Source organism: Commensalibacter communis, from assembly GCF_947179015.1.
GTDB lineage: Bacteria > Pseudomonadota > Alphaproteobacteria > Acetobacterales > Acetobacteraceae > Commensalibacter > Commensalibacter communis.
Window position 1 is genome coordinate 24,280 of record NZ_CAMXCM010000002.1, and the last position, 21,228, is coordinate 45,507.

At 38.3% G+C, this 21,228-nt stretch carries 13 protein-coding genes and 1 pseudogene; 2 read left to right on the forward strand and 12 right to left on the reverse strand.

The genetic code is table 11. The annotated features are described in order from the left end of the window. Positions 1-43: 43 nt before the first annotated feature. Together PQG54_RS04910 and PQG54_RS04915 are read right to left on the reverse strand one after the other, a co-directional pair. A complete protein-coding gene (locus PQG54_RS04910; RefSeq protein WP_271789890.1) occupies positions 44-1,048 on the reverse strand; it encodes an acyltransferase in 1,005 nt (334 codons plus the stop codon). 30 nt (positions 1,049-1,078) lie between these two features. After that, entirely contained in the window at positions 1,079-1,882 is an 804-nt protein-coding gene (locus tag PQG54_RS04915) for an energy transducer TonB (RefSeq protein ID WP_271789889.1), read from the reverse strand. A 159-nt stretch (positions 1,883-2,041) separates the two neighbouring features. Between PQG54_RS04915 and PQG54_RS04920 the strand changes: the two genes are divergently transcribed. Then, entirely contained in the window at positions 2,042-2,518 is a 477-nt protein-coding gene (locus PQG54_RS04920) for a DUF2946 family protein (protein WP_271789888.1), read from the forward strand. 53 nt (positions 2,519-2,571) lie between these two features. Further along, on the forward strand, positions 2,572-4,776 hold the full coding sequence (locus PQG54_RS04925; protein ID WP_271789887.1) for a TonB-dependent receptor: 2,205 nt from the start codon (positions 2,572-2,574) through the stop codon (positions 4,774-4,776). Here the strand turns inward: PQG54_RS04925 and PQG54_RS04930 are convergent. The 10 genes and pseudogenes from PQG54_RS04930 to PQG54_RS04975 all read right to left on the reverse strand — a co-directional run bounded on the left by PQG54_RS04930 (position 4,766) and on the right by PQG54_RS04975 (position 21,131). After that, on the reverse strand, positions 4,766-5,323 hold the full coding sequence (locus tag PQG54_RS04930) for a gluconokinase (protein ID WP_271789886.1): 558 nt from the start codon (positions 5,321-5,323) through the stop codon (positions 4,766-4,768). The genes PQG54_RS04925 and PQG54_RS04930 overlap by 11 nt on opposite strands. 16 nt (positions 5,324-5,339) lie before the next feature. Next, positions 5,340-6,035: a ribose-5-phosphate isomerase RpiA gene (rpiA, locus tag PQG54_RS04935; protein WP_271789885.1), complete on the reverse strand. Its 696-nt coding sequence runs from the start codon at positions 6,033-6,035 to the stop codon at positions 5,340-5,342. 82 nt (positions 6,036-6,117) lie between these two features. Next, positions 6,118-6,888, reverse strand: a complete 771-nt coding sequence (gene pgl, locus PQG54_RS04940; protein ID WP_271789884.1) for a 6-phosphogluconolactonase — start codon at positions 6,886-6,888, stop codon at positions 6,118-6,120. Positions 6,889-6,968: 80 nt separating this feature from the next. Then, the gene (locus PQG54_RS04945) at positions 6,969-7,823 is read right to left on the reverse strand and encodes an HAD family hydrolase (RefSeq protein WP_271789883.1); all 855 of its coding nucleotides are present in this window, start codon (positions 7,821-7,823) and stop codon (positions 6,969-6,971) included. A 176-nt stretch (positions 7,824-7,999) separates the two neighbouring features. Continuing rightward, positions 8,000-11,578: a pyruvate:ferredoxin (flavodoxin) oxidoreductase gene (gene nifJ, locus PQG54_RS04950; protein WP_271789882.1), complete on the reverse strand. Its 3,579-nt coding sequence runs from the start codon at positions 11,576-11,578 to the stop codon at positions 8,000-8,002. A gap of 18 nt (positions 11,579-11,596) precedes the next feature. Beyond that, complete coding sequence (locus tag PQG54_RS04955; RefSeq protein WP_271789881.1) at positions 11,597-13,261, reverse strand: NAD(P)-binding protein; 1,665 nt, start codon at positions 13,259-13,261, stop codon at positions 11,597-11,599. A gap of 358 nt (positions 13,262-13,619) precedes the next feature. Continuing rightward, positions 13,620-14,603 carry a phosphogluconate dehydrogenase (NAD(+)-dependent, decarboxylating) gene (gnd, locus tag PQG54_RS04960; protein WP_271789880.1) on the reverse strand — a complete coding sequence of 328 codons (984 nt, stop codon included), beginning with the start codon at positions 14,601-14,603 and terminating at the stop codon, positions 13,620-13,622. A 76-nt stretch (positions 14,604-14,679) separates the two neighbouring features. Beyond that, positions 14,680-17,542, reverse strand: a pseudogene (locus tag PQG54_RS04965) (bifunctional transaldolase/phosoglucose isomerase). 122 nt (positions 17,543-17,664) lie between these two features. Next, positions 17,665-19,737 carry a transketolase gene (gene tkt, locus PQG54_RS04970; RefSeq protein ID WP_271789879.1) on the reverse strand — a complete coding sequence of 691 codons (2,073 nt, stop codon included), beginning with the start codon at positions 19,735-19,737 and terminating at the stop codon, positions 17,665-17,667. Positions 19,738-20,468: 731 nt separating this feature from the next. After that, positions 20,469-21,131 carry a hypothetical protein gene (locus PQG54_RS04975; RefSeq protein WP_271789878.1) on the reverse strand — a complete coding sequence of 221 codons (663 nt, stop codon included), beginning with the start codon at positions 21,129-21,131 and terminating at the stop codon, positions 20,469-20,471. Positions 21,132-21,228 lie beyond the last annotated feature (97 nt).

The following is a 21,228-nucleotide window of genomic DNA, read 5'->3' on the forward strand; positions in this document are numbered from 1 at the left end:
ATTAAGGCACTTCAAATGATCTATCTTGATTTTATATGACCAATCATAATAAAATTGCTCTGATATATTTAAGATAACTACAGCCTAAGCAAAATATAAAAGAGGTACCAAATACAATCAATGTATTGATAATTGGCCCCACAATCGCAGAGCCAAAATAACAAATATTCATGCGAAATAAAGCTTCAGTGACAAGAACATGGCATAGATATATGCCAAAAGAACATTCTCCAATTTTATAGACTAACCAAGCAAGCTTGCCTTTGATAAAACTTAAATCAGCATTAATAAATAAATTAAAAAGAACTAAAGAAGACGTAAAGACAAAAAAAGTCGTGTCTGTGAACCAATAATCAGAAAAACGTCCCTTTTGATAGGTCGAAATCATTGCCAATATCATGTTGATGATAATCAATACGCTATATGAAACAATGCTATAAATCATTTTAATTTTTTTCAAAATAAATGGCATAGCCAAAGCAAACACTAAATAGGCTGGAAGATCAAAATAAAACCCAGAAATGGGGGCTATTTTTATCCCGAAAAGAACTAAAAAATGATACAAAGACGGTAGGATTATTGCAAAGGTAAAAATAAGAATAATGGTAGGCTTATACTCATTTTTATCAGCACTTTTGGCAAAAGATAATAATAATGGTAAAAGAAACGAGTATCCAATAAAGATATATAAAAACCACAGATGATAAACCCTTGGGTTAATTAATATTCCCCAAAATGTATCCCATATATGGGGATTTAAAAAATACCAATAAATTACCGACCACGCAAAGAATGGAAGCAATAAGCGTCTAGCACGCTTCATATACTGAAATGGTTTATTGCTTGTAAAATAAAGATAAGCACTAATGATAAAAAAAACAGGAACACAAAATCTGGACATGGTATAATAAAAACAAATCACACCCCATCCAAGAATATCTTTGTGAATCAAACTATTATCGACAAAATAAGGTGCAGAATTATGTATTAAAATCACCGCAATAATTGCAAGACATCTTAGTACTTCAATATTAATATTTTTCCTCACCTATTTCCCTTATAAATACATGGTCAAAAATTAATTATTTTTATTTAATGAAAAATTGACAGGGACACTTGTTGTAATAATCGGTTGTTCTGAGGCGGACTGGCATTTAATTGCCTGAACTGCATTCATAGCTGCACGATCCAAACTTGAGAAACCACTCGATTCTAATATTTCGACATGTTGGATCTGCCCATTGGGTAAGAGCTGATATCCTACTCGAACGGTTCCTTCCTCATGTCGCCTGCGCGCAGCCATCGGGTATTCTTTGGATAAGGCACTGCATCGTTGTGCAGAGGTAAGATTTTTCGACACAGGTGGTTTAGTAGGGCGAACCACGTTCTCTGATGGCTGCGTTGTTTGCCGTCCAACTTGAGGCGATACAGAACGAGCCTCTTCGCTCCTCTTTGGTCTTACGGATGATTGTGGACGAGAGGAAATTTTTTCTTTTATCACGGGCTGAGATTTAACCACTGGCAAAGCAGCAAAGGCCTCACTTTCGGGCAATGCCTCTGAAGGTAAAGGCGTTTCCATTGATCTGCTTTCGGGTTCATCATTAATGACATCAGGTAACTCTTGGACTCGTTCAGGAGTTGGAAGTGTTTCGGGTGCTTCAAAAGCCACTTCTATTGTTGAATGCAAAGGATTGTCATGCTTTGGAATGTCCATACACCAAAACGCAATCAACATACATAAACCATGCAACAAGACAGCAACAAACCCATCCCCTACCAAACGGCATGCACCTATCTTCGTCAAAACAGGTATCATGCGTTTTGGTGGAACAGCCATCTTGGAAACATCTATAGATGGTGGAATCGGTTCCTGTTTCATCATTTCATTTTGCAACCATAATTATTGATGCAGACTTACCCTTTCTTTTGTTGATATACCTGCCACACCAAGAAAGCAATTCTCTATTCTTACAAAATGATATTTGACAATCCTGTTCTTTTTAACCAGAAAAGAAACACAGTATAAAATATAAGATCGTCAATGCAGCCTTTTAATTTACATATTAATTGGATACAAAATAGAAATAAAACCCAGCATTCTGGTTTTTTGTACACGATCTACGTCGTTTTGGCGCTCTTTATCCTCCAATTATTGATTTCACCTTTAACATTCAGTAGTTGGTGGCATTGCCCAATGATGATGGATGAAGCTCCAGCTTCTATGGCATCAATGGATATGGAAGACTGCATGCATATGGAACATATGCAACCCTCCGACCAAACCAAGCAAGATCATCATCAGAAATCGCAGCATGGCATGGTTTTATGTCCTCTATGCACCAGCTTTGCCATACCTACACCTTTATTATCGGACAATCCTAGACTTCCTGCATTAAGTATAGTTCTTATCGCTTTTGAAATAAAATCATATTTCTCACAAGCGCCACCGACGGTTTCAACCAAAAACAACCCTCCCCGGGCGCCCCCATCTTTTGATTCTGATTCCGCTTCTCTTTAACCTCCAAAGAAAAGCTCACTCTATTTGTATTTACTTTATATCAGAGTCGAACCATGTTCCCTTCTACACGCGCAAGCTATAAACTGTCGTTGATGCTTTCTGTCTTTTTTATACATACATCATCTACTTTCGCAGCAGAAACGCCCTCTTCTTCTGCACAATCCGTATCCACGAATACTCCCCCTATTCCAACGATTAATATTAATGCGGATGATGTCTCTGACAACCCAACAGAAATCACACCTGGCAGTACCGTTTTAAAAGCAGATCAGCTTAAAAATATTGTGAATAACAGTCCTGATACTGGTGCATTACTCGAAAACCAAATGGGGGTTAGCCTTTACAAGTCAGGACGTATTGCCTCTTTGCCCGTTTTAAATGGCATGGCAGATGACCGAGTTGCCACGACCATTGATGGGATGCGCATCACTGGTGACTGCCCCAATCATATGAATCCTGCACTTTCATACCTAAACCCCCATGATGTATCGATAATTAATATCATGGCTGGGATCTCCCCTGTCAGTTTGGGTGGAGACAGCACAGGTGGAACCATTGATATCCAACGTAAATCTCCTGTTTTCTCAAAGAAAAAAGATAAAATCGTTGTAAAAGGACAAGTCTCTGGCTTTTTCCATAGTAATGGGAAGGGATTAGGCGCCTCGGGAGATGTTACCGTCGCTAACGATCATCTTAGCATTCGATATAATGGTGGATGGTCTCAATCAAGAAATTATCATGCTGGGGCTGGCGGTGGTCAGGTTAAATCCACACAATATAAAATGTTCAATCACGACGTAACATTAGCCTATAAAAAAGATAATCATGTATTATCCTTAAACATAGGACAAACGGATACGCCTTATGAAGGCTTTCCCAATGCGTATATGGACATGACAAAAAATCAATCAGTCTTTATTAATGGTAGATATAAAGGTGATTTTGATTGGGGAACTGTGGAAGCACGTGGCTATTGGCAACGCGTAACCCATGCCATGAATATGCTTGGCGACAAGGGGGGGCATTCACCCACCACAGGGATGCCCATGAATAATCTTGGACGTTTAGCAGGATATGATATCAAAGGAAGCATTTATCTTGATGATAAAAATACCCTGCGTATCGGAAATGAATTCGCATATTACACACTAAATGACTGGTGGCCTGCCTTAGAAGGCAGCATGATGATGGGACCTAATACCTATCATAATATTAATAACGGCCATCGTAATCGCCTTGGAACCTATGCCGAGCTTGAAACACAATGGAACCATAAAGTAACCACGTTGCTGGGTGTCAGAAATGACGTTATCATGACAAATACAGGGCAGGTTTCTGGCTATCAAGGGCTGGCGGGCATGAACGCCACCGAACGTGCTGCAATTAATCGCTTTAATCAAGCCGATCGAGGAAAAACAGATGTCAATTTTGATGTAACAGCTCTTGTCCGTTACAAAGTGGATCCTCATTTAACTTGGGAAACAGGTTACGCCAGAAAGACCCGCTCTCCTAATTTATACGAACGCTACTCTTGGGGAACCTCAGGCATGGCCATGCGGATGGTTGGCTGGTTTGGTGATGGAAACGGGTATAGGGGTGATATTAATCTTAAACCTGAAATTGCCAATACCATCAGCACCAGCTTTAATTTCCATGATGTCAAACAAGAAGTCTGGGAATTAAAAATACAACCTTATTATACCTATATCCATCATTATATTAACGTCAATTATTTGGGCAGTGCCTCTGGGCGTGCTGGAACCACCATTTCAAACTTGCAATTTGCCAATCATAATGCACAATTATACGGTGTTAACTCTGTTGGTACCTATAATGTATGGAATAATAAGAAATTTGGTAAAGGCGTTTTACGGGGTAATTTAAACTGGGTCAGAGGCACAGACTTAACCAATCATACGAATCTGTATCATATGATGCCAGTCAATGGCACATTAAGCCTTAATCAATATATCGGTGCCTGGAGTGGCCGTATCGAAGGAGAATTCGTCAATGCCAAAGGCTTAACCGATCCATTGCGTCGTGAACCTAAAACACCTGGTTACATCTTATTGAACATCGGCACCAGCTATACGTGGAATATGTTCCGCCTTGACGGCAGCATCGAAAATGTCATGAATAAAAAATATTATATGCCCATGGGTGGATTATCCATTGGGGATTTAATTGCCAATAACCAAGTCAGAGCCTTACCCGGCATTGGGCGTTCTTTTAACGTCTCTTTGACCGCTAGCTTTTAAGTGAAATATGCTGCAATTGGAGCAATACCTTTTGCAGCACTTCTTCAAACGGATCATTTCTGACAGTAATTTTGATAAAATTCTCATCAGCATCAGGCGTATCCAATGTTTCAAGCTGGCTTGAAAGCAGACTTGCAGGCATAAAATGCCCTTTTCGTTTTTGCAGACGCTGCAATAAAATATCTTGAGGCACATCAATATAGATGAAATAAAAAGACCCGCGAATATCTTTTCTTAGAATATCGCGATAACTCTTTTTCAACGCTGAGCAGGTTAAAATTCCACATCCATCGCCAGAGACTTCACGTTCTTTTAACCAATCATGACATTTTTCTAGCCAAGGTAAACGATCTTCATCTGTCAAAGGAATGCCCTCTGACATTTTTTGAATGTTTTGCGCTGAATGCAAGCTATCCCCTTCCTGAAAAGGCCAATTTAATTGTTGCTGCAATCCCTTGGCAAGCTTGCTTTTCCCACAGCCAGAAACCCCCATTATAACCAGCAAACAAGGTTTGATTAAAGAAACGTCAGCGATGGGATGATTCATTACAAAGATACTCCGCCTATTTTAAATGTTGTATTCCATCATGACCAGCGATTAAGACTTCGTCTGTACAATGGATGAATAGACCATTCTCCATCACCCCAACGATTTCATTAATTTCTTTTTCTAATTTGGCTGGATCCGTAATTAATCCAAAATGACAATCCAAAATCATATTCGCACCATCTGTTAAGAAAAACTCTTGGCTTTCTTTCTTAAGGCGAATGCTAATGGTTGCACCAATCTTTTCAAGATGTTTTGCTGTTGCTTCCCATCCAAATGGCGTTACTTCTACAGGGACAGGCGTATGATCGCCTAATTGATCTACCATTTTACGTTCGTCAACCACCACCACAAATTTCTTTGCAGCGTAACGAACAATCTTCTCTCTTAATAACGCACCACCTAATCCTTTGATTAAATGATAATGTTGGTGGGTTACCTCATCAGCACCATCGATATCCAAATCTAATTCGGGACATTTGCCTAACGTGGTCAATTCAATCCCAAAAGACTGCGCCAAGTGGGCTGTATCAACGGAAGTTGGCACGCCAATAAAACGTAGCCCTTCTTCTTGCCACCGCTTTCCCAAAGCACGCACAACACAGGCAGCAGTACTACCACTTCCTAGACCAACCTTCATTCCTGAAGTAACCAAAGAAGCTGCAACTTTTCCCACTTGTTGTTTATAAATTTCTATTTGACTTGCATCCATGACCTTCGACCGTTCCCTTGATATGGCAAAATAAAATCTCTACAACTAAATCCATAATAATTGTAGAGCTATTTGCTATAACCTACTCACCACCAGCTGCACGATCAAGAATCCAATGTAATTCTCCCTCGGTTTTAATCGCTGCAGAAGGATAAGGTTTATTTTCATCACGCACTTCACGAATAATTTGCGCTTTGTTTTCACCACTGACCACAAACATCACAAAACGACTAGAAGCAATTGCAGGGTAAGTTAATGTCATTCTTTTATGCGGAGCATCGGAAGGTTGGCTCCAAGAAACCCATTTGTCTTTTTCTTCTAAAACAGGCGTACCAGGAAATAAAGAGGCCGTATGACCATCCCCACCGAGACCCAATAACACAATATCAAACAAAGGCTTTCCAGCTTGTAACGTATCAGAACCATAAATTGCTTGCAATTCTGCTTGATAGATTTCTGCAGCCTTTACGGGGTCATCCAGCACAGGCATTGGATGAACATTACGAAAAGGAATATCAATATGCGCCAATAAAGATTCTTTGACCATATGAAAATTACTATCTGAATCGGTATGGGGAACCATTCTTTCATCCCCAAAGAATAAATGTATTTTGTGCCATGGCATACGATCCGCATATTCGGAACTGCCAAGTAATTCATATAATCTTTTTGGAGTAGATCCTCCTGATAAAGCAATTCGAAGGGTTTCGCCTTGCTCTTTTTCTTCTGCGTGATGTAAAATAGAGCTGGCCAAATACTCAGCTTGCGCAATTACATCTGATAGTACAAGCACATACCCTGTTGTCGCTGTATGGCCTTTTTCCCCTGTATCTTCTATTTTATCACTCATCATTAAATCCTCTTTGTAAAATACTATTCTAATTAAAATAAATAATAACGAAAATTTATTATTTTTCTATCAAATAAAACTTATTAAGCTCGAGGCAAAATATACTGCTCTACGGCATAAGCCCAACCATTATCTTCGTTGCTTTTGGTTTGGAAATGAGCATGTCGATATACATTTTCCGTGGATTGTCCCATTGCAATCGATAAACCTGCAATTTCCAGCATTGGAATATCATTATCCATATCCCCAATACAGGCAATCTCTGAAATATCAATTCCATATTGTTTACCCAGCTCAATCGCCGCAGAGCCTTTGTTCGCTTTTGGATGGGTAATATCTAAATAATGATCAGAGGAACGTAATGCTTTGACTGTATTGGGATATTTTTGATTAATATGTGCTGCCAGCTTGTCTAACACAGCAGTATTAGAAGACACACCTTCAATTTTTACAATTCTCTTTTTATATTCATTAATATGATTTAAAAGCTCTGGATTAGACCCCACAACTGCTTTTTCATGTGGAATATATGGGTCATTCATATCAAACACAACCCAATCAAATCCTCCAAAAACCCAAGCTTTTACATCATGACTATGTAATAGATCATATACTTCATGCGCATCTTTCGTATCCATCATCATACTGGATACAACTGTTCCATCATTGCCAATAATTTCCCCACCATTCAACGCAGCAAAAGGGGTTAATATATTCAACTCTTTAAAAAACATCTGAATCCCTTGAGGAGGCCTGCTACTGACCAAACATAAATGTATGCCAGCCTCTTGTAACTTTTGCGTAGCCGCAAGAGCTTCTAATGTTATTTTTTTATCATTTGTTACCAACGTTCCATCAATATCAGAAACCAGTAGTTTTATTTTCCCTGATGCCTCTTTTTTACTCTTTGCTCGATTAAAAGTTGAAAGATTCAACATAACCTCCTTCGTCAAATATGGTTATTTATTTTATTGATCCTATCATGAAAATAAAAACTGTCTCTAAGTAAAACATCTTTATCTAATAGAATATCTGTGAATTCAGTATCCTTTCAACCAAATAAAAAACCCTGCCACTTTCATGACAGGGTCTTTCTACCTAAACTACATGCATTTTAATGTGTTTTAAGACCAAAAACAACGGGGTTCATTTCGCTGCCTTCCATTGATGCCAATGCTTCATATTGCTCATATTTACGAGTAACCGCTTTTTGAGCTGCTTCCATGATTTGCTCTGCATCGTTTGGACGAATACGAGCCAAATTACGATAACGAATTTCATTACCCGCATATTTCTTCAGTGGAATTGAAGGTTTAGGAGAATCTAATTGGAATGGATTTTTACCAATTTTACGCATCATTGGATCAAATCTAAACAAAGGCCAATATCCAGAATCTGTAGCTAGCCCTTGTTGTACCAACCCTTGACGCATATCTAATCCTTGACCAATACAATGGCTATACGCAACAATCAAAGATGGCCCATCATAAGCTTCTGCTTGACGGAAAACATCCAATGTATGTTGAGGACTTGCACCCATTGCAACTTGAGCTACATAAACATTATCATAAGTCATTGCCATCAAGGCCAAATCTTTACGAACTGTTTCTTTACCCGAAGATGCGAACTTAGCGACTGAACCAAAAGGAGACGCCTTAGACGCTTGCCCGCCAGTATTAGAATACATTTCTGTATCCATCACTAAAATATTGACATTCTGACCAGAAGCAAGGACATGATCCAAACCGCCATATCCAATATCATATGCCCAACCATCACCACCGACAATCCAAATACTACGGCGAATGAAATGATCTACAACTGTGCTTAACCGCTTTGCTGTGACGTCATTAATTTGAGATAATTTGGTTTTTAGCTCACCCACACGCAAACGCTGCGCTCTGATTTCTGATTCATGAACTTGCTTAGAAGTAAGAATTGCATTAACCAATTCTTCTCCCACTTGATCTTTCAGTTTTAAAAGTAAATGAGTGGCAACTTCTAATTGTTTATCTGCTGCTACTCTGAAACCCAATCCAAATTCAGCGTTATCTTCATAAAGCGAGTTGGACCAAGCAGGTCCCTTACCTTCTTTGTTCATTGCCCAAGGGGTTACTGGCATATTCCCACCATAAATTGAGGAACAGCCCGTTGCGTTTGCAACTTGTAAACGATCACCAAATAGTTGCGTTAATACTTTTAAATAAGGGGTTTCACCACATCCCGCACAAGCACCAGAGAACTCAAATAAAGGCTCAAGGAACTGCACACCACGAACATTAGAGAAGTTGATCTTGCTACGATCATTAACAGGTAGTTCTTTAAAGAACTCTAAATTACGTTTTTCACGATCCAACAACGTTTCTTTTGCGGTCATGTTAATCGCACGAACATCAGGTTCTGTTGGGCTGCTTGCTGGGCAAACGCTCACACATAAAGTACATCCTGTGCAATCTTCTACATAGAATTGTAAGGTAAAGTTTGTATTTGGGTAACCACGCGCATTGACTGGGGCTGTTTTAAAGTCCTCTGGGGCATTTGCCAATTCTTTTTTATCATAAGTTTTGGCACGAATCACACTATGTGGGCAAACATAACCACATTGTCCACATTGAATGCATAGATCTTCACGCCATTCAGGCACGAAATCAGAAATATTGCGCTTTTCATATGCCGCAGTCCCAGAAGGGAACGTTCCATCAGCAGGTAAAAGACTAACTGGCAAGCTTTCACCTTGACCAGAGAACATAGGCACAATCACATCATGAATAAATTTAGGTGCATCAGCTGGCACTGGATTTTCTTGAGCTAAATTGCTGGAAGCATATTCTGGCACCTTAACTTCAAATAAATGATCGCAAGCAGCATCAACCGCTTTATAATTCTTTTGAACGACTGCATCACCCTTAGATGAGTAAGTTTTATGGATTGATTTTTTAATATAATCAATCGCTTCATCACGAGGCAACACCCCAGAAATTGCAAAAAAACAAGTTTGTAGAATGGTATTGGTACGCATACCCAAACCAACTTCTTGAGCGACCTTGGACGCGTCCACAACAAAGAATTTTAATTTTTTCTCAATAATGCGTTGTTGTGTTAAGCGTGGCAAATGTTGCCATACTTCCTCAGCACTGTAATGGGAATTCAATAAAAACGTACCATTGTCCGCAGCATTTTCCAAAATATCTTGACGATACAAGAAATGGAATTGATGACACCCAACAAAATCAGCTTGTTGTACTAAATACGCTGCTTTGATAGGTTCGTGACCAAAACGCAAGTGAGAAACTGTTTGTGCGCCTGCTTTACGAGAATCATACACAAAATACCCTTGGGCATATTGTCCTACATCTTCGGAAATAATTTTTACACTATTCTTATTTGCACCAACCGTACCGTCTGAACCCAATCCAAAGAACATCGCGCGTTTTGTATCTGCATGCTCAATATTAAACGCAGGATCATAATCCAAACTGGTATGTGTTAAATCATCTTTAATACCAACGGTAAATCCATGGCGTGGTTTTTCAACTTTTAATTCATCAAATACAGCTTTAACCATTGCTGGGGTAAAATCTTTAGAAGATAACCCATAGCGCCCACCAATAATTAATGGCAAATGCTCACGATTTCCTCTGGCGACCGCTTCAGCCAAAGTTGCCATAACATCTAGATATAAAGGCTCACCCAACGCACCAGATTCTTTGGTACGATCCATTACTGCAATACGCTTAACCGTTTTAGGTAAAGCATCTAATACTTGTTGTGCTGGGAATGGACGGTATAAACGAACCTTTAAAATACCAACAGACTCACCTTGTTGCCTTAGAATTTTAACTGTTTCTTCAGCAGTTTCCGCAGCAGAACCAATTAATACAATCACATGCTCTGCGTTTGGATCACCATTATACTCAACCAACCCATAATGACGACCTGTTAATTTGCCAAAACGGTCCATATATTGTTCAACAATTTCAGCCGTTTTATTGTAATATTGGTTGACCGCTTCCCTTGCTTGGAAGAACGTATCTGGATTATGTGCAGTCCCACGAATAAATGGATTTTCAGGGCTTAATCCACGTTCGCGATGCGCTGCAACCAGATCATCATCAATCATTTTTTCAATAACATCATCAGGAATCATATCCAACGTGTTTAATTCATGAGATGTACGGAAACCATCAAAGAAATGAATAAAAGGTACCCGTGCAGCCAAAGTTGCAGCATGGGTAATTAACGATAAATCATGTGCCTCTTGAACAGATGCAGCACCAAGAATACCAAATCCTGTCATTCTGGCAGCCATCACATCAGAATGGTCGCCAAAGATTGACAATGCAGAAGTTGCAATAGAGCGTGCTGCAACATGAAAAACGGTCGAGGTTAATTCACCAGCGATTTTATACATATTTGGCAACATTAATAACAGCCCCTGAGAAGCTGTAAAAGTCGTCGTTAATGCACCAGATTGCAATGCCCCATGAACCGTCCCAGCAGCACCGCCCTCACTTTGCATTTGTTGAACAAATGGGATATTGCCCCATATATTCTTTTTGCCTTTAGCTGCCCAATCATCAATATCTTCTGCCATCGGGGATGAAGGTGTAATTGGGAAAATAGCGCAAACCTCATTTACACGATAAGCAATATGCGCAACTGCTGTATTCGCATCCATAATTGTCTTAGACATTGATTATTCTCCCTTACCTTACACCCGTTGCTCTGTAACCATATCGATCGCTTGACATGGACATGTTTCAAAACAAGCAGAACAGCCAGTGCAAAGATCCATATCCACTGCATACCCATTGCCTGGACCTAATTTTGTCAAAGCCTGCTCAGGACAAGCAGCTAAGCAGTTATCGCATTCATAACAATTCCCACAAGACAAGCATCGTTGCGCTTCGTAAACTGCTTCGTCTTCAGAAAAACCGACTAGGGTTTCTTTAAATCCAATACGTTCATCAACAGGCAATTCTTTTTGAATAGTTTGTGGGGTTTCTGCTAATAAAGGTAAATGTAAATCTTTATAATAAGAAATTGGATTTTTAGAAGGAACCTGATAAGCATTCCCACTTAACCAACCATTGATAAATCTGGCAGCTTTTTTCCCTAATCCAACAGCTGTTGTAACACTGCGTGGTCCACGAATTGCATCACCACCAGCAAAAACACCCGCAGCACCCGTCATCATCGCTTTATCAATTACAATTGTACCATCTGGATTCAGTTCAATCCCAGCAACATTGCTTAAGAAATCGCTTTCAGGTCTTTGCCCTAATGCCATAATCACTGTATCCATTGGCATATCTTCAAATTCTTCTGTAGGCTCTGGACGACCGGTATCGCCAACAACCATTTTTCTTAACACAACTTTATTTTTTTCGATCGAAGCAATCGTGCTCATGCATTTAAATTCAGTGCCTTCGGCATCAGCATCCACGATTTCAAAATCATGTGCCTCCATATGAGGACGATCCCAAAAGAAAATGATCTTAACGGTTTTTGCACCCATACGAAATGCTGAACGTGCGGCATCCATCGCAGTATTCCCTGCACCGTAAACCAATACATTTTCACCGACTTTAGGCTCATTTCCTGCGCTGACATCATGTAAAAATTCAGCCGCAGATAAAACATGAGACCCTTCTTGTGTAGGGATATCAATTAAAGAAGGTTTTCCCGCACCAATCCCAAGGAACACAGCATCAAACTTACCATCTTTTCTTTCTTGTTCCAGATCAGCAACACGGTGATTACAAACGATCTTAACGCCCATTCCGACGATACGATCAATGTCTTGTTTTAAAATATCACGAGGTAAGCGATAAGCTGGAATACCATATTGCATCATACCACCTGGTATCGAAAAAGCCTCTCTTATTTCGACTTCATGACCCATGCGACGCAAATGATAGGCAGCCGATAATCCACCAGGACCCGCACCCACGATTAAAATACGCTTACTATTTTTATTTTCTGCAATAGGAACCTGCCATCCACTGGCATTTGCCATATCCCCTAAAAATCGTTCAACGGCATGAATAGTAATAGAACCATCCAAATCACCACGATTACAGGAATCTTCGCAAGGGTGATAGCAAGCACGTCCGTGGACTGCTGGCATTGGATTATTCATCAAAATATGTTCCCAAGCAGCTTGGAATTGACCAGCTTGAGCCAGAGATAGCCATCCTTGAATATCCTCACCAGCTGGGCAGGCATGATTACAAGGAGGTAAATGATGATTATAAACGGGGACTACCGTTCGAACTGGCCCAGCAAAGTCCTTTTTCTCCATATTGATCTGAGGACTCATATCATGTTGTTTGATTGTCATACCATGACCTCCTTGTAAGGAATAGGCATTCACAATGTCATTCCTTGTTATTTTGTTTCTTGAATAATAAAATTATTTTTGATTTCGATATATATCGAATGAATAGTATAATTATGCTTTATACTTAAACTGAGAAAATATGACTATTGCTTCATAAATTCTTCACCTTTTAATCCCTAATAATAACTGCACAACAGCTCTTCACCAGCATTCTATAATAAAATATTGTAAAGAATATATAACAAATAGTTTACTTTTTTATAAAAGAAAATAAAAACTCATATAAAATTATAAAATTATTTTTTTACTGCAAATAACGAAATAAATGACATAAAAAAAAGCCTTAATCTTTATGATTAAAGCTTTTATTTCAATAAAATTTATATTTATTTTATTTTTTTTCTACGTGCCCACCAAATCCAAAACGCATTGCTGATAACATTTTCTCAGCATATGTATTTCCTGAACGAGAACGGAAACGTGTAAATAACGCAGCTGTAATAACTGGAGCAGGAACTGCCTCTTCAATTGCAGCTTCGATTGTCCAACGACCTTCACCTGTATCAGCAACATCACCTTGGAATTTAGATAAATCACCATCAACAGCCAAAGCATCCGCACAAAGATCTAATAACCATGATGGAATAACGCTGCCACGACGCCATACTTCAGCAATATCAGCCATATTTAAATCAAAACGTTGTTCTTCTGGTAAGCGATCTGATCCTTTCATACGCATAATATCGAACCCTTCTGCATAGGCTTGCATCATTCCATATTCGATACCGTTATGAACCATTTTCACAAAATGACCAGAACCTGCTGGACCACAATGTAAATATCCTTTTTCTGCACGTGGGTTCAAGTTTGAACCACGATTTTTTGTACGAGGAATATCGCCCATTCCAGGTGCCAAAGAATCTAGAATTGGATCAATATGATCAACCGCTTCTTGATTACCACCATACATCATGCAATAACCGCGTTCTAATCCCCAAACGCCACCTGATGTACCAACGTCGACATAATGAATACCTTTGGCATGCAAGATTTTTGCACGACGTACATCATCTTTATAACAAGTGTTACCACCATCAATAACGATATCGCCTTTGCTCAGCATATTGCCAAGTGTTTCAATCGCTTTTTCCGTTACATCACCAGATGGTAACATGACCCAAATAATTTTAGGAGAAGGAAGTGATGCAACTAATTCTTCTAAATTATCTGCAATTGCACTTTTAGGAGCTTCAGCATGAACTTTTTCACTAACTGCACGTGTACGATTTAACAATACAACTTCATGACCATGACGAGCCAAACGGATAGCCATATTGCCACCCATTCTACCTAAGCCATACATACCTAATTTCATAATAATTTCCTTTAAATTAATGTCATAAAATGAAAGTGCCCTGTATATTATCTTCACAAGGCACGATCTGTTTAAACTACAAAGCGTTCAAAATAGTCTTGCTCAAAGCTTCCAAACCTGACTTCATATCCCCTTTGACGTGAATACGAATAACTCTTCTATCACGTTCTGATAAAACATCAAAATCGCCACGTGCTTGGGCTTCTTTTACAATTCCAAAAGTATATTTTTCTGCTGGAACTGGCAAGTCACTTACATCATCGACTGTAATTTGTAAAAATACACCTGTTTTAGGTCCACCTTTATAAGCTTGCCCCGTTGAGTGCAAGAAGCGAGGACCGAATTCCGCAGCAGTTGCGACTTTTTTCTTGTCACGAATAGCCAGGCGGATCTTTTGAATCCAATCACGCGTTGCAAGATCACGTTCAATATAGGCTAATACACCAACATAATCACCAACTTGCACTTGTGAGAATAAAGTCTTCAAAGCATCCGTCAAAGATGAAACATTCCTTAATTTTTCAACTTCAACCTTACCTGCATAAACTTCAAAATTACCATCACGAACCACAGGAGTAATTTCTGGTAATTTACCATGATCGTTGTAGGCATTGGTAATTTTTTTTGTTTCGATTTTACTTGCTTCAACATCAGGTTGATCGAACGGATCAATTCCAATAAAAGACCCTGCTACAGCTGTTGCAAATTCAGTTTGAAAGAAAACTTGCGTAATTTGGTTCTTATCATGCAAGTTCAGTGTAACAACAGGATGACCAGCAGCTTTCAATGCTTCCAATGCTTTTTCTTGAGCAGCATCAACATTACCATTTAAACGCAAATAAATGAATAAACGATCATTTCCGTAATGGTCTGGAGATGTCAATGTTTCTTCATCAATTGGAACAATACCTGTACCAATTTTACCTGTTGATTCAGCCAAGAGTTGTTCTAACCACGCACCCAAAGAATTAATAGCAGGAGAAGCAACAATCGTGAATTTATCTCTTTTAAATTGTGCTACAGCTGTTCCCCAAATAGCCCCTAACTGAAGACCAATATTCTCAGTCAAAGAACTCTCTGCGGCACATACTTTTTCCATCTTGTGTGCAGATTCCAACAATGCCTTCAGCGGTAAACCCGCTGCTGCGGCTGGAATAATACCAAAGTTAGATAAAACAGAATAACGTCCACCAATATCTTTTTTGCCATAAAAGATTTTCCAAAAACCATCTTGCTTGGCAACATCTTCCATATGAGAACCAGGATCGGTAACCGTTACAAAATGACTGCCGACCTGATCGCCAACGACTTTTTTCGCTTCATTATAAAAATAAGCTTTTAAGATATTAGGCTCTAAGGTTCCACCTGATTTTGAAGAAACAATAAATAAAGTTTTTCCTAGATTAACTTTTTGTTGGAAAGTAAAAACCTGTTGTGGGTCCGTGCTATCCAACACATGCAAAGTTGGGAAACCAGCTTGATGACCAAATACTTCGCCAAGAACTTCTGGTCCAAGGCTAGAGCCACCCATTCCTAATAATAGAATATCGGTAAAGCCTCTGGCTTTTACTTCATTTTGAAATGCTTCAAGTGCAGCAAGATCACCAATTTGTTCATCGACAATATCGAGCCAACCAAGCCACTTACTTTCATCATTTCCCGTCCAAACAGAAGCATCACGCGCCCAGATTTTTTTGACTTTACCGTCTTTATCCCAAGCGTTTAACCCTTCTTGAACAGCTTTTTCATGATCTGCGGGCAGTGCAGATTGCATTTGAATTAATTGTCCATCCTGCATTGAACTATTTCCCACTTTGTAAAGTTTCTAATTTTTCTTTAACGGATCCTAATAATTGATCAAACGCAGTTGCGAATTGAGCAACACCATCAGTCAATAATTTTTCTGTAACACCAGCCAAATCTAGATTGAGGCGTTGTGCTTCTGACAATATTTTCTTAGCACCTTCAACATCTTTATCTAATGTTTGAGAGGCTGTTCCATGATCACGGAACGCATCCATCGTCGCAGGAGGAATGGTATTTACAGTATCTTGACCAATTAACCCATCAACATAAATTGTGTCTGGGAAAGTCTTGTCTTTACATCCAGTACTTGCCCATAACAAACGTTGTGGTTGTGCGCCTGCAGCAGCAAGTTTTTTCCAACGATCTGTTTTCAAAACTTCCAAATAATGCTGATAAGCCATTTTTGCATTTGCAAGAGCTACTTTGCCACGAAGTGCTTTTAAAGCATCACTGTCTTTGTCACCAGCTGCAACACGAGAATCAATTTCTTTATCAATAGCAACATCAATACGGCTAACAAAGAAAGAAGCAACACTAGCAATATGACCAATTTGATGACCTTTTGCTAAATGCTTTTCTAAACCAGAAATATACGCTTCTAAAACATTTTTATAAGCATCCAAAGAGAATAATAATGTTACGTTTACATTAATGCCTTCAGAAATTGCGGTTTCAATCGCAGGAATACAAGGAGGGGTTGCTGGAATTTTAATCATCAAATTCTTTTCAGAAACTTGCTTCCATAAACGGCGTGCTTCTTCGATGGTTTTATGACCATCCATCGCAATATAAGGTGATACTTCAAGACTTACATATCCATCCACACCTTTTGTTTTTTCCCATACAGGGAACATTACTTTACAAGTATTCCGAATATCTTCAATCGCTGCGGTTTCATATAATGTCGAAACGTCAGTTACACCTGAAGCAATTAATTCTTTGAATTGTGGATCATATTCTGTGCCATGACCCATTGCTTTTTCAAAAATTGCAGGATTGGAAGTGACGCCTTTAAGATTATCTTCATCAACCAATTTTTTCAGACTGCCATTTGCAGTAAAAGAACGCTGAATAAAGTCCAACCAAGGAGATTGACCATATTTTTCAAGTTGAACCAGAGGATTTTCAGCCATTGGATGTTTTTCCTTCTAAAATTAATTTATATAAAAACGAATTATGTATTATTGATTCGATATTAGAAATATTAAAGCCCTCTTTTACATGATTGTAAAGAAGGCTTTAATGAGTTTAGGCTTTATTTTTTAAGCTGCTCTTTTGCTGCAGCTAACACATTTTCTAGGGTAAAACCAAAATGTTCGCGTAATTTATCATAAGGTGCAGAAGCCCCAAAACTACGCATTGCAATAATGGTTCCTGTTGGGCCTGCATAACGATCCCAACCGATTGGAGATGCTTGTTCGATCGCAACACGACCTGTGATATGTGGAGGTAATACTTCGTCACGATAAGATTTTGGTTGCTCTTCAAAAATTTCCCATGAAGGCATAGAAACAACACGAGCTTTTTGACCTTCTTTAATCAATACCTCATATGCTTCCATCGCCAACCCAACTTCACTGCCAGATGCAATTAAGATCACTTCAGGCAATTCACCACAACAAGCAACAACATAACCCCCTTTGTGTAACCCTGCAGCAGAGGCGTATTTAGAACGATCAATAGTCGGTAAATTTTGACGGCTCAATGCCAAAATAACAGGATGAGCATGGTTATAATCTTGTCCCATTGCCAATTTCCATGCTTCCACAACTTCATTTGCATCCGCTGGTCGAATTGTGCGAATCCCTGGGGTTGCACGGAAATGTGCTAATTGTTCAATAGGTTGATGGGTCGGACCATCTTCGCCAACACCAATACTGTCATGTGTAAATACATAAACAATCGGCAAGCCCATAATAGAAGCCAAGCGAACTGGGTTTTTCATGTAATCAGAGAAAATAAAGAACCCAGCAGCATAAGTTCTGAGACCACTTAATGCGATACCATTGGCGATTGCACCCATTGCATGTTCACGAACACCGTAATGAATATTACGACCACAAAAAGTACCATTACCTTCTGGATAATCAGGGCTTTGGAATACACCTGCGTCAGCAAATTCTAACCAGCTTTTATTTGAAGGTGCAAGGTCAGCAGATCCACCAACCATCCAAGGAATGTTTTTAGCAATTGCGTTCAATACTTTTCCAGAACTTGCACGAGAAGCAACCCCTTTTGGATCAGCCTCAAAAACTGGAATATCTTTATCCCACCCTTTTGGTAAACGATGATGAATAATATCTTCAATTTCTTGAGCAAGTTCTGGATGCTTTGTTTTATATTCAGCAAATAATGCATTCCATTTTTGGCTTGCTTCTGCACCACGCTTACCAATTCCAGCAGCGAAATGCTCTTTAACACCATCGGCAACATAAAATGTTTTATCTTCAGGCATACCATATACTTTTTTAGTTGCCTTAACTTCATCTGGTCCAAGAGGTTCACCATGAACACCATGTGTACCAGCTTTGTTAGGAGAACCATACCCAATGATACTATCTAAGATAACCAAACTTGGTGCATCAGATGCTTGACGTGCTTCGTTTAATTTAGCTTGAAAATCTGCAATGTTATTTGCATCTTTAACTTCATGAATATGCCAACCTTGAGCTTTGAAGCGTTTTGCAACATCATCTGTAAAGGCAATATTAATATTACCTTCAATAGAAATGCGGTTACGATCATATACCCAAACTAAATTCCCTAATTTCAAGTGACCTGCAACAGAAGCTGCTTCATAAGAAATCCCTTCCATCAAATCACCATCACCACAGAAGGTGTAGATGTGATAATCAAACAAAGGAAAACCTTGTTGATTATATCTTGAGGCCAACCATTTTTGTGCAATGGCCATCCCTACAGAAGTTGCCAACCCTTGTCCCAAAGGTCCTGTAGTTGTTTCAACACCAGCTGTGTGACGATATTCTGGATGACCAGGAGTTTTTGAATTAAACTGTCTAAACTGTTCTAAATCTTGTAGAGTCAACGCTGGTTTTTGTTCAACTTTACCATCATGGGTAACATTATGAATTCCAGCCAAATGAATCATTGAATATAATAATGCAGAGGCATGACCACCAGAAAGTACAAAACGATCGCGTGCTGGCCATAGTGGATTTGCAGGATCATAATTTAGCACATTATTCCACAGCGCATATGCGGCTGGTGCCAAACCCATTGGTGTTCCAGGATGCCCAGAATTGGCAGCCTGCACTTGGTCAATGGCCAAGCCACGAATAGTATTAATACAAAGTTCATCAATATTCATTCAAATCTCTCCTAAAAAGTCTTTTATCCTAATTTGAAACCTAGGATACTTAACGTATGATCTTAATACTCATTTTAAAAAAGAAAACAAAAAAACTTTATAAAATAAAATTATTCATTTTAAACATATCAAAAAATGCAAGTATTCATTGCGTTGAAGCCTATTAATCTTTTTTACGTGTCATTATTAGCACAAAAAGATGTTAAAAACTACAAAAAACATTCTTTTTCAATATAAGTATGAATCGTTATTTTACAGTATAGTGGTAGAATGAAACGATGGATAACTATCCAACTATTTTCCAATTACCCCAATAAAAACCGCGACTAGTATTATTCCTCCAATAACAATATTTTCCTCAAGCATGGTACCTGTGTAATAGCTACCATCAATAAGCAAATCGCCTTGCATCCACCGTGCAAACGCACGATAAAAAAGCTGATTAAAAAATTATTAGACCACAATCTCCTCGTGAGCTTGAGATAATCAAACAATATCAAAATTTACGTATTGAAAAAACAAATGCTTTATTTTGGAACTAGGCAAGTTTACTTGATCTTCAGCAACTTCATAAAAATCATTGTAATCAATTAACATGCATTAAAGTAAAGTGAACTGTTAATCTCTAACAACCTACTTTCTCTGTCATTTCGATGGGCTGTTACATTAACAAATATGAACGATGTCCCCATCAAATTATGAAGTAAAATTTTAAAATAATACCTATTATTTTAAGGATTATGTAAGTGAACTTGATTTAAATTTGAATAAATTACCAAGACTTCTCTTATGGTATCATTAGAATATTTTTTACGGTTTAAAAAAGTTATATATAATAAATCATTAATAGGAGTTATTTCATAATAAGCTATTTCAAAATTTTTCTTGAATTCTATCAATTCCTCAAAACCATCTCCATTTCGAAATGGGTATACACTTGTATCTATAGAAAACAATATAGTAAAATATTGGCTTTTAGTATCTTCTAAATGATCATTTTCTGTGAAAAAAGGTGCTTCAAAGAAATTATATTTAACAAGTTTACCATCATAAATAAACATAGCTAATGTTTTATATTCTTGACCATCAACAGTTTTATATTTTTGCAAATCAAATGAAATACCCGTAATTTTTTTAATATCTTGATTACTATAACTACGGGTATTAGGAAAAAAATAAGCTTTATCCCATTTAAAAGATGTAATTTCATGTAAATGAACTTTACAGGAGTAATATTCACATTTCTTTTTAACAGCCTTAAATAGTTGATCATCTAACGATGGAAACAGGCACATATATAAATAAAATGCACCTATCGATATCCCAGTCGTACAAAGGGAAAATAAAACTACTTTTTTAGTGAATTTATAAGGCAGATATGTAGATATTAACATGTTATTAGGATTTCTTTCTAACAGGATAAAGAATGATAATATTTTAATTCATCTGACAAATTGATCTAGTTCATCGATATAGACATTTTTTAGGCTT

What these genes read in the sequence shown, in the direction of transcription:
- rpiA (WP_271789885.1), bottom strand. Translation starts at nt 6,035, where the DNA reads ATGGATGCAAGTCAAATAGAAATTTATAAACAACAAGTGGGAAAAGTT.
- PQG54_RS04920 (WP_271789888.1), top strand. Translation starts at nt 2,042, where the DNA reads ATGCAGCCTTTTAATTTACATATTAATTGGATACAAAATAGAAATAAA.
- nifJ (WP_271789882.1), bottom strand. Translation starts at nt 11,578, where the DNA reads ATGTCTAAGACAATTATGGATGCGAATACAGCAGTTGCGCATATTGCT.
- PQG54_RS04930 (WP_271789886.1), bottom strand. Translation starts at nt 5,323, where the DNA reads ATGAATCATCCCATCGCTGACGTTTCTTTAATCAAACCTTGTTTGCTG.
- PQG54_RS04975 (WP_271789878.1), bottom strand. Translation starts at nt 21,131, where the DNA reads ATGTTAATATCTACATATCTGCCTTATAAATTCACTAAAAAAGTAGTT.
- tkt (WP_271789879.1), bottom strand. Translation starts at nt 19,737, where the DNA reads ATGAATATTGATGAACTTTGTATTAATACTATTCGTGGCTTGGCCATT.
- PQG54_RS04945 (WP_271789883.1), bottom strand. Translation starts at nt 7,823, where the DNA reads ATGTTGAATCTTTCAACTTTTAATCGAGCAAAGAGTAAAAAAGAGGCA.
- pgl (WP_271789884.1), bottom strand. Translation starts at nt 6,888, where the DNA reads ATGATGAGTGATAAAATAGAAGATACAGGGGAAAAAGGCCATACAGCG.
- gnd (WP_271789880.1), bottom strand. Translation starts at nt 14,603, where the DNA reads ATGAAATTAGGTATGTATGGCTTAGGTAGAATGGGTGGCAATATGGCT.
- PQG54_RS04915 (WP_271789889.1), bottom strand. Translation starts at nt 1,882, where the DNA reads ATGATGAAACAGGAACCGATTCCACCATCTATAGATGTTTCCAAGATG.
- PQG54_RS04925 (WP_271789887.1), top strand. Translation starts at nt 2,572, where the DNA reads ATGTTCCCTTCTACACGCGCAAGCTATAAACTGTCGTTGATGCTTTCT.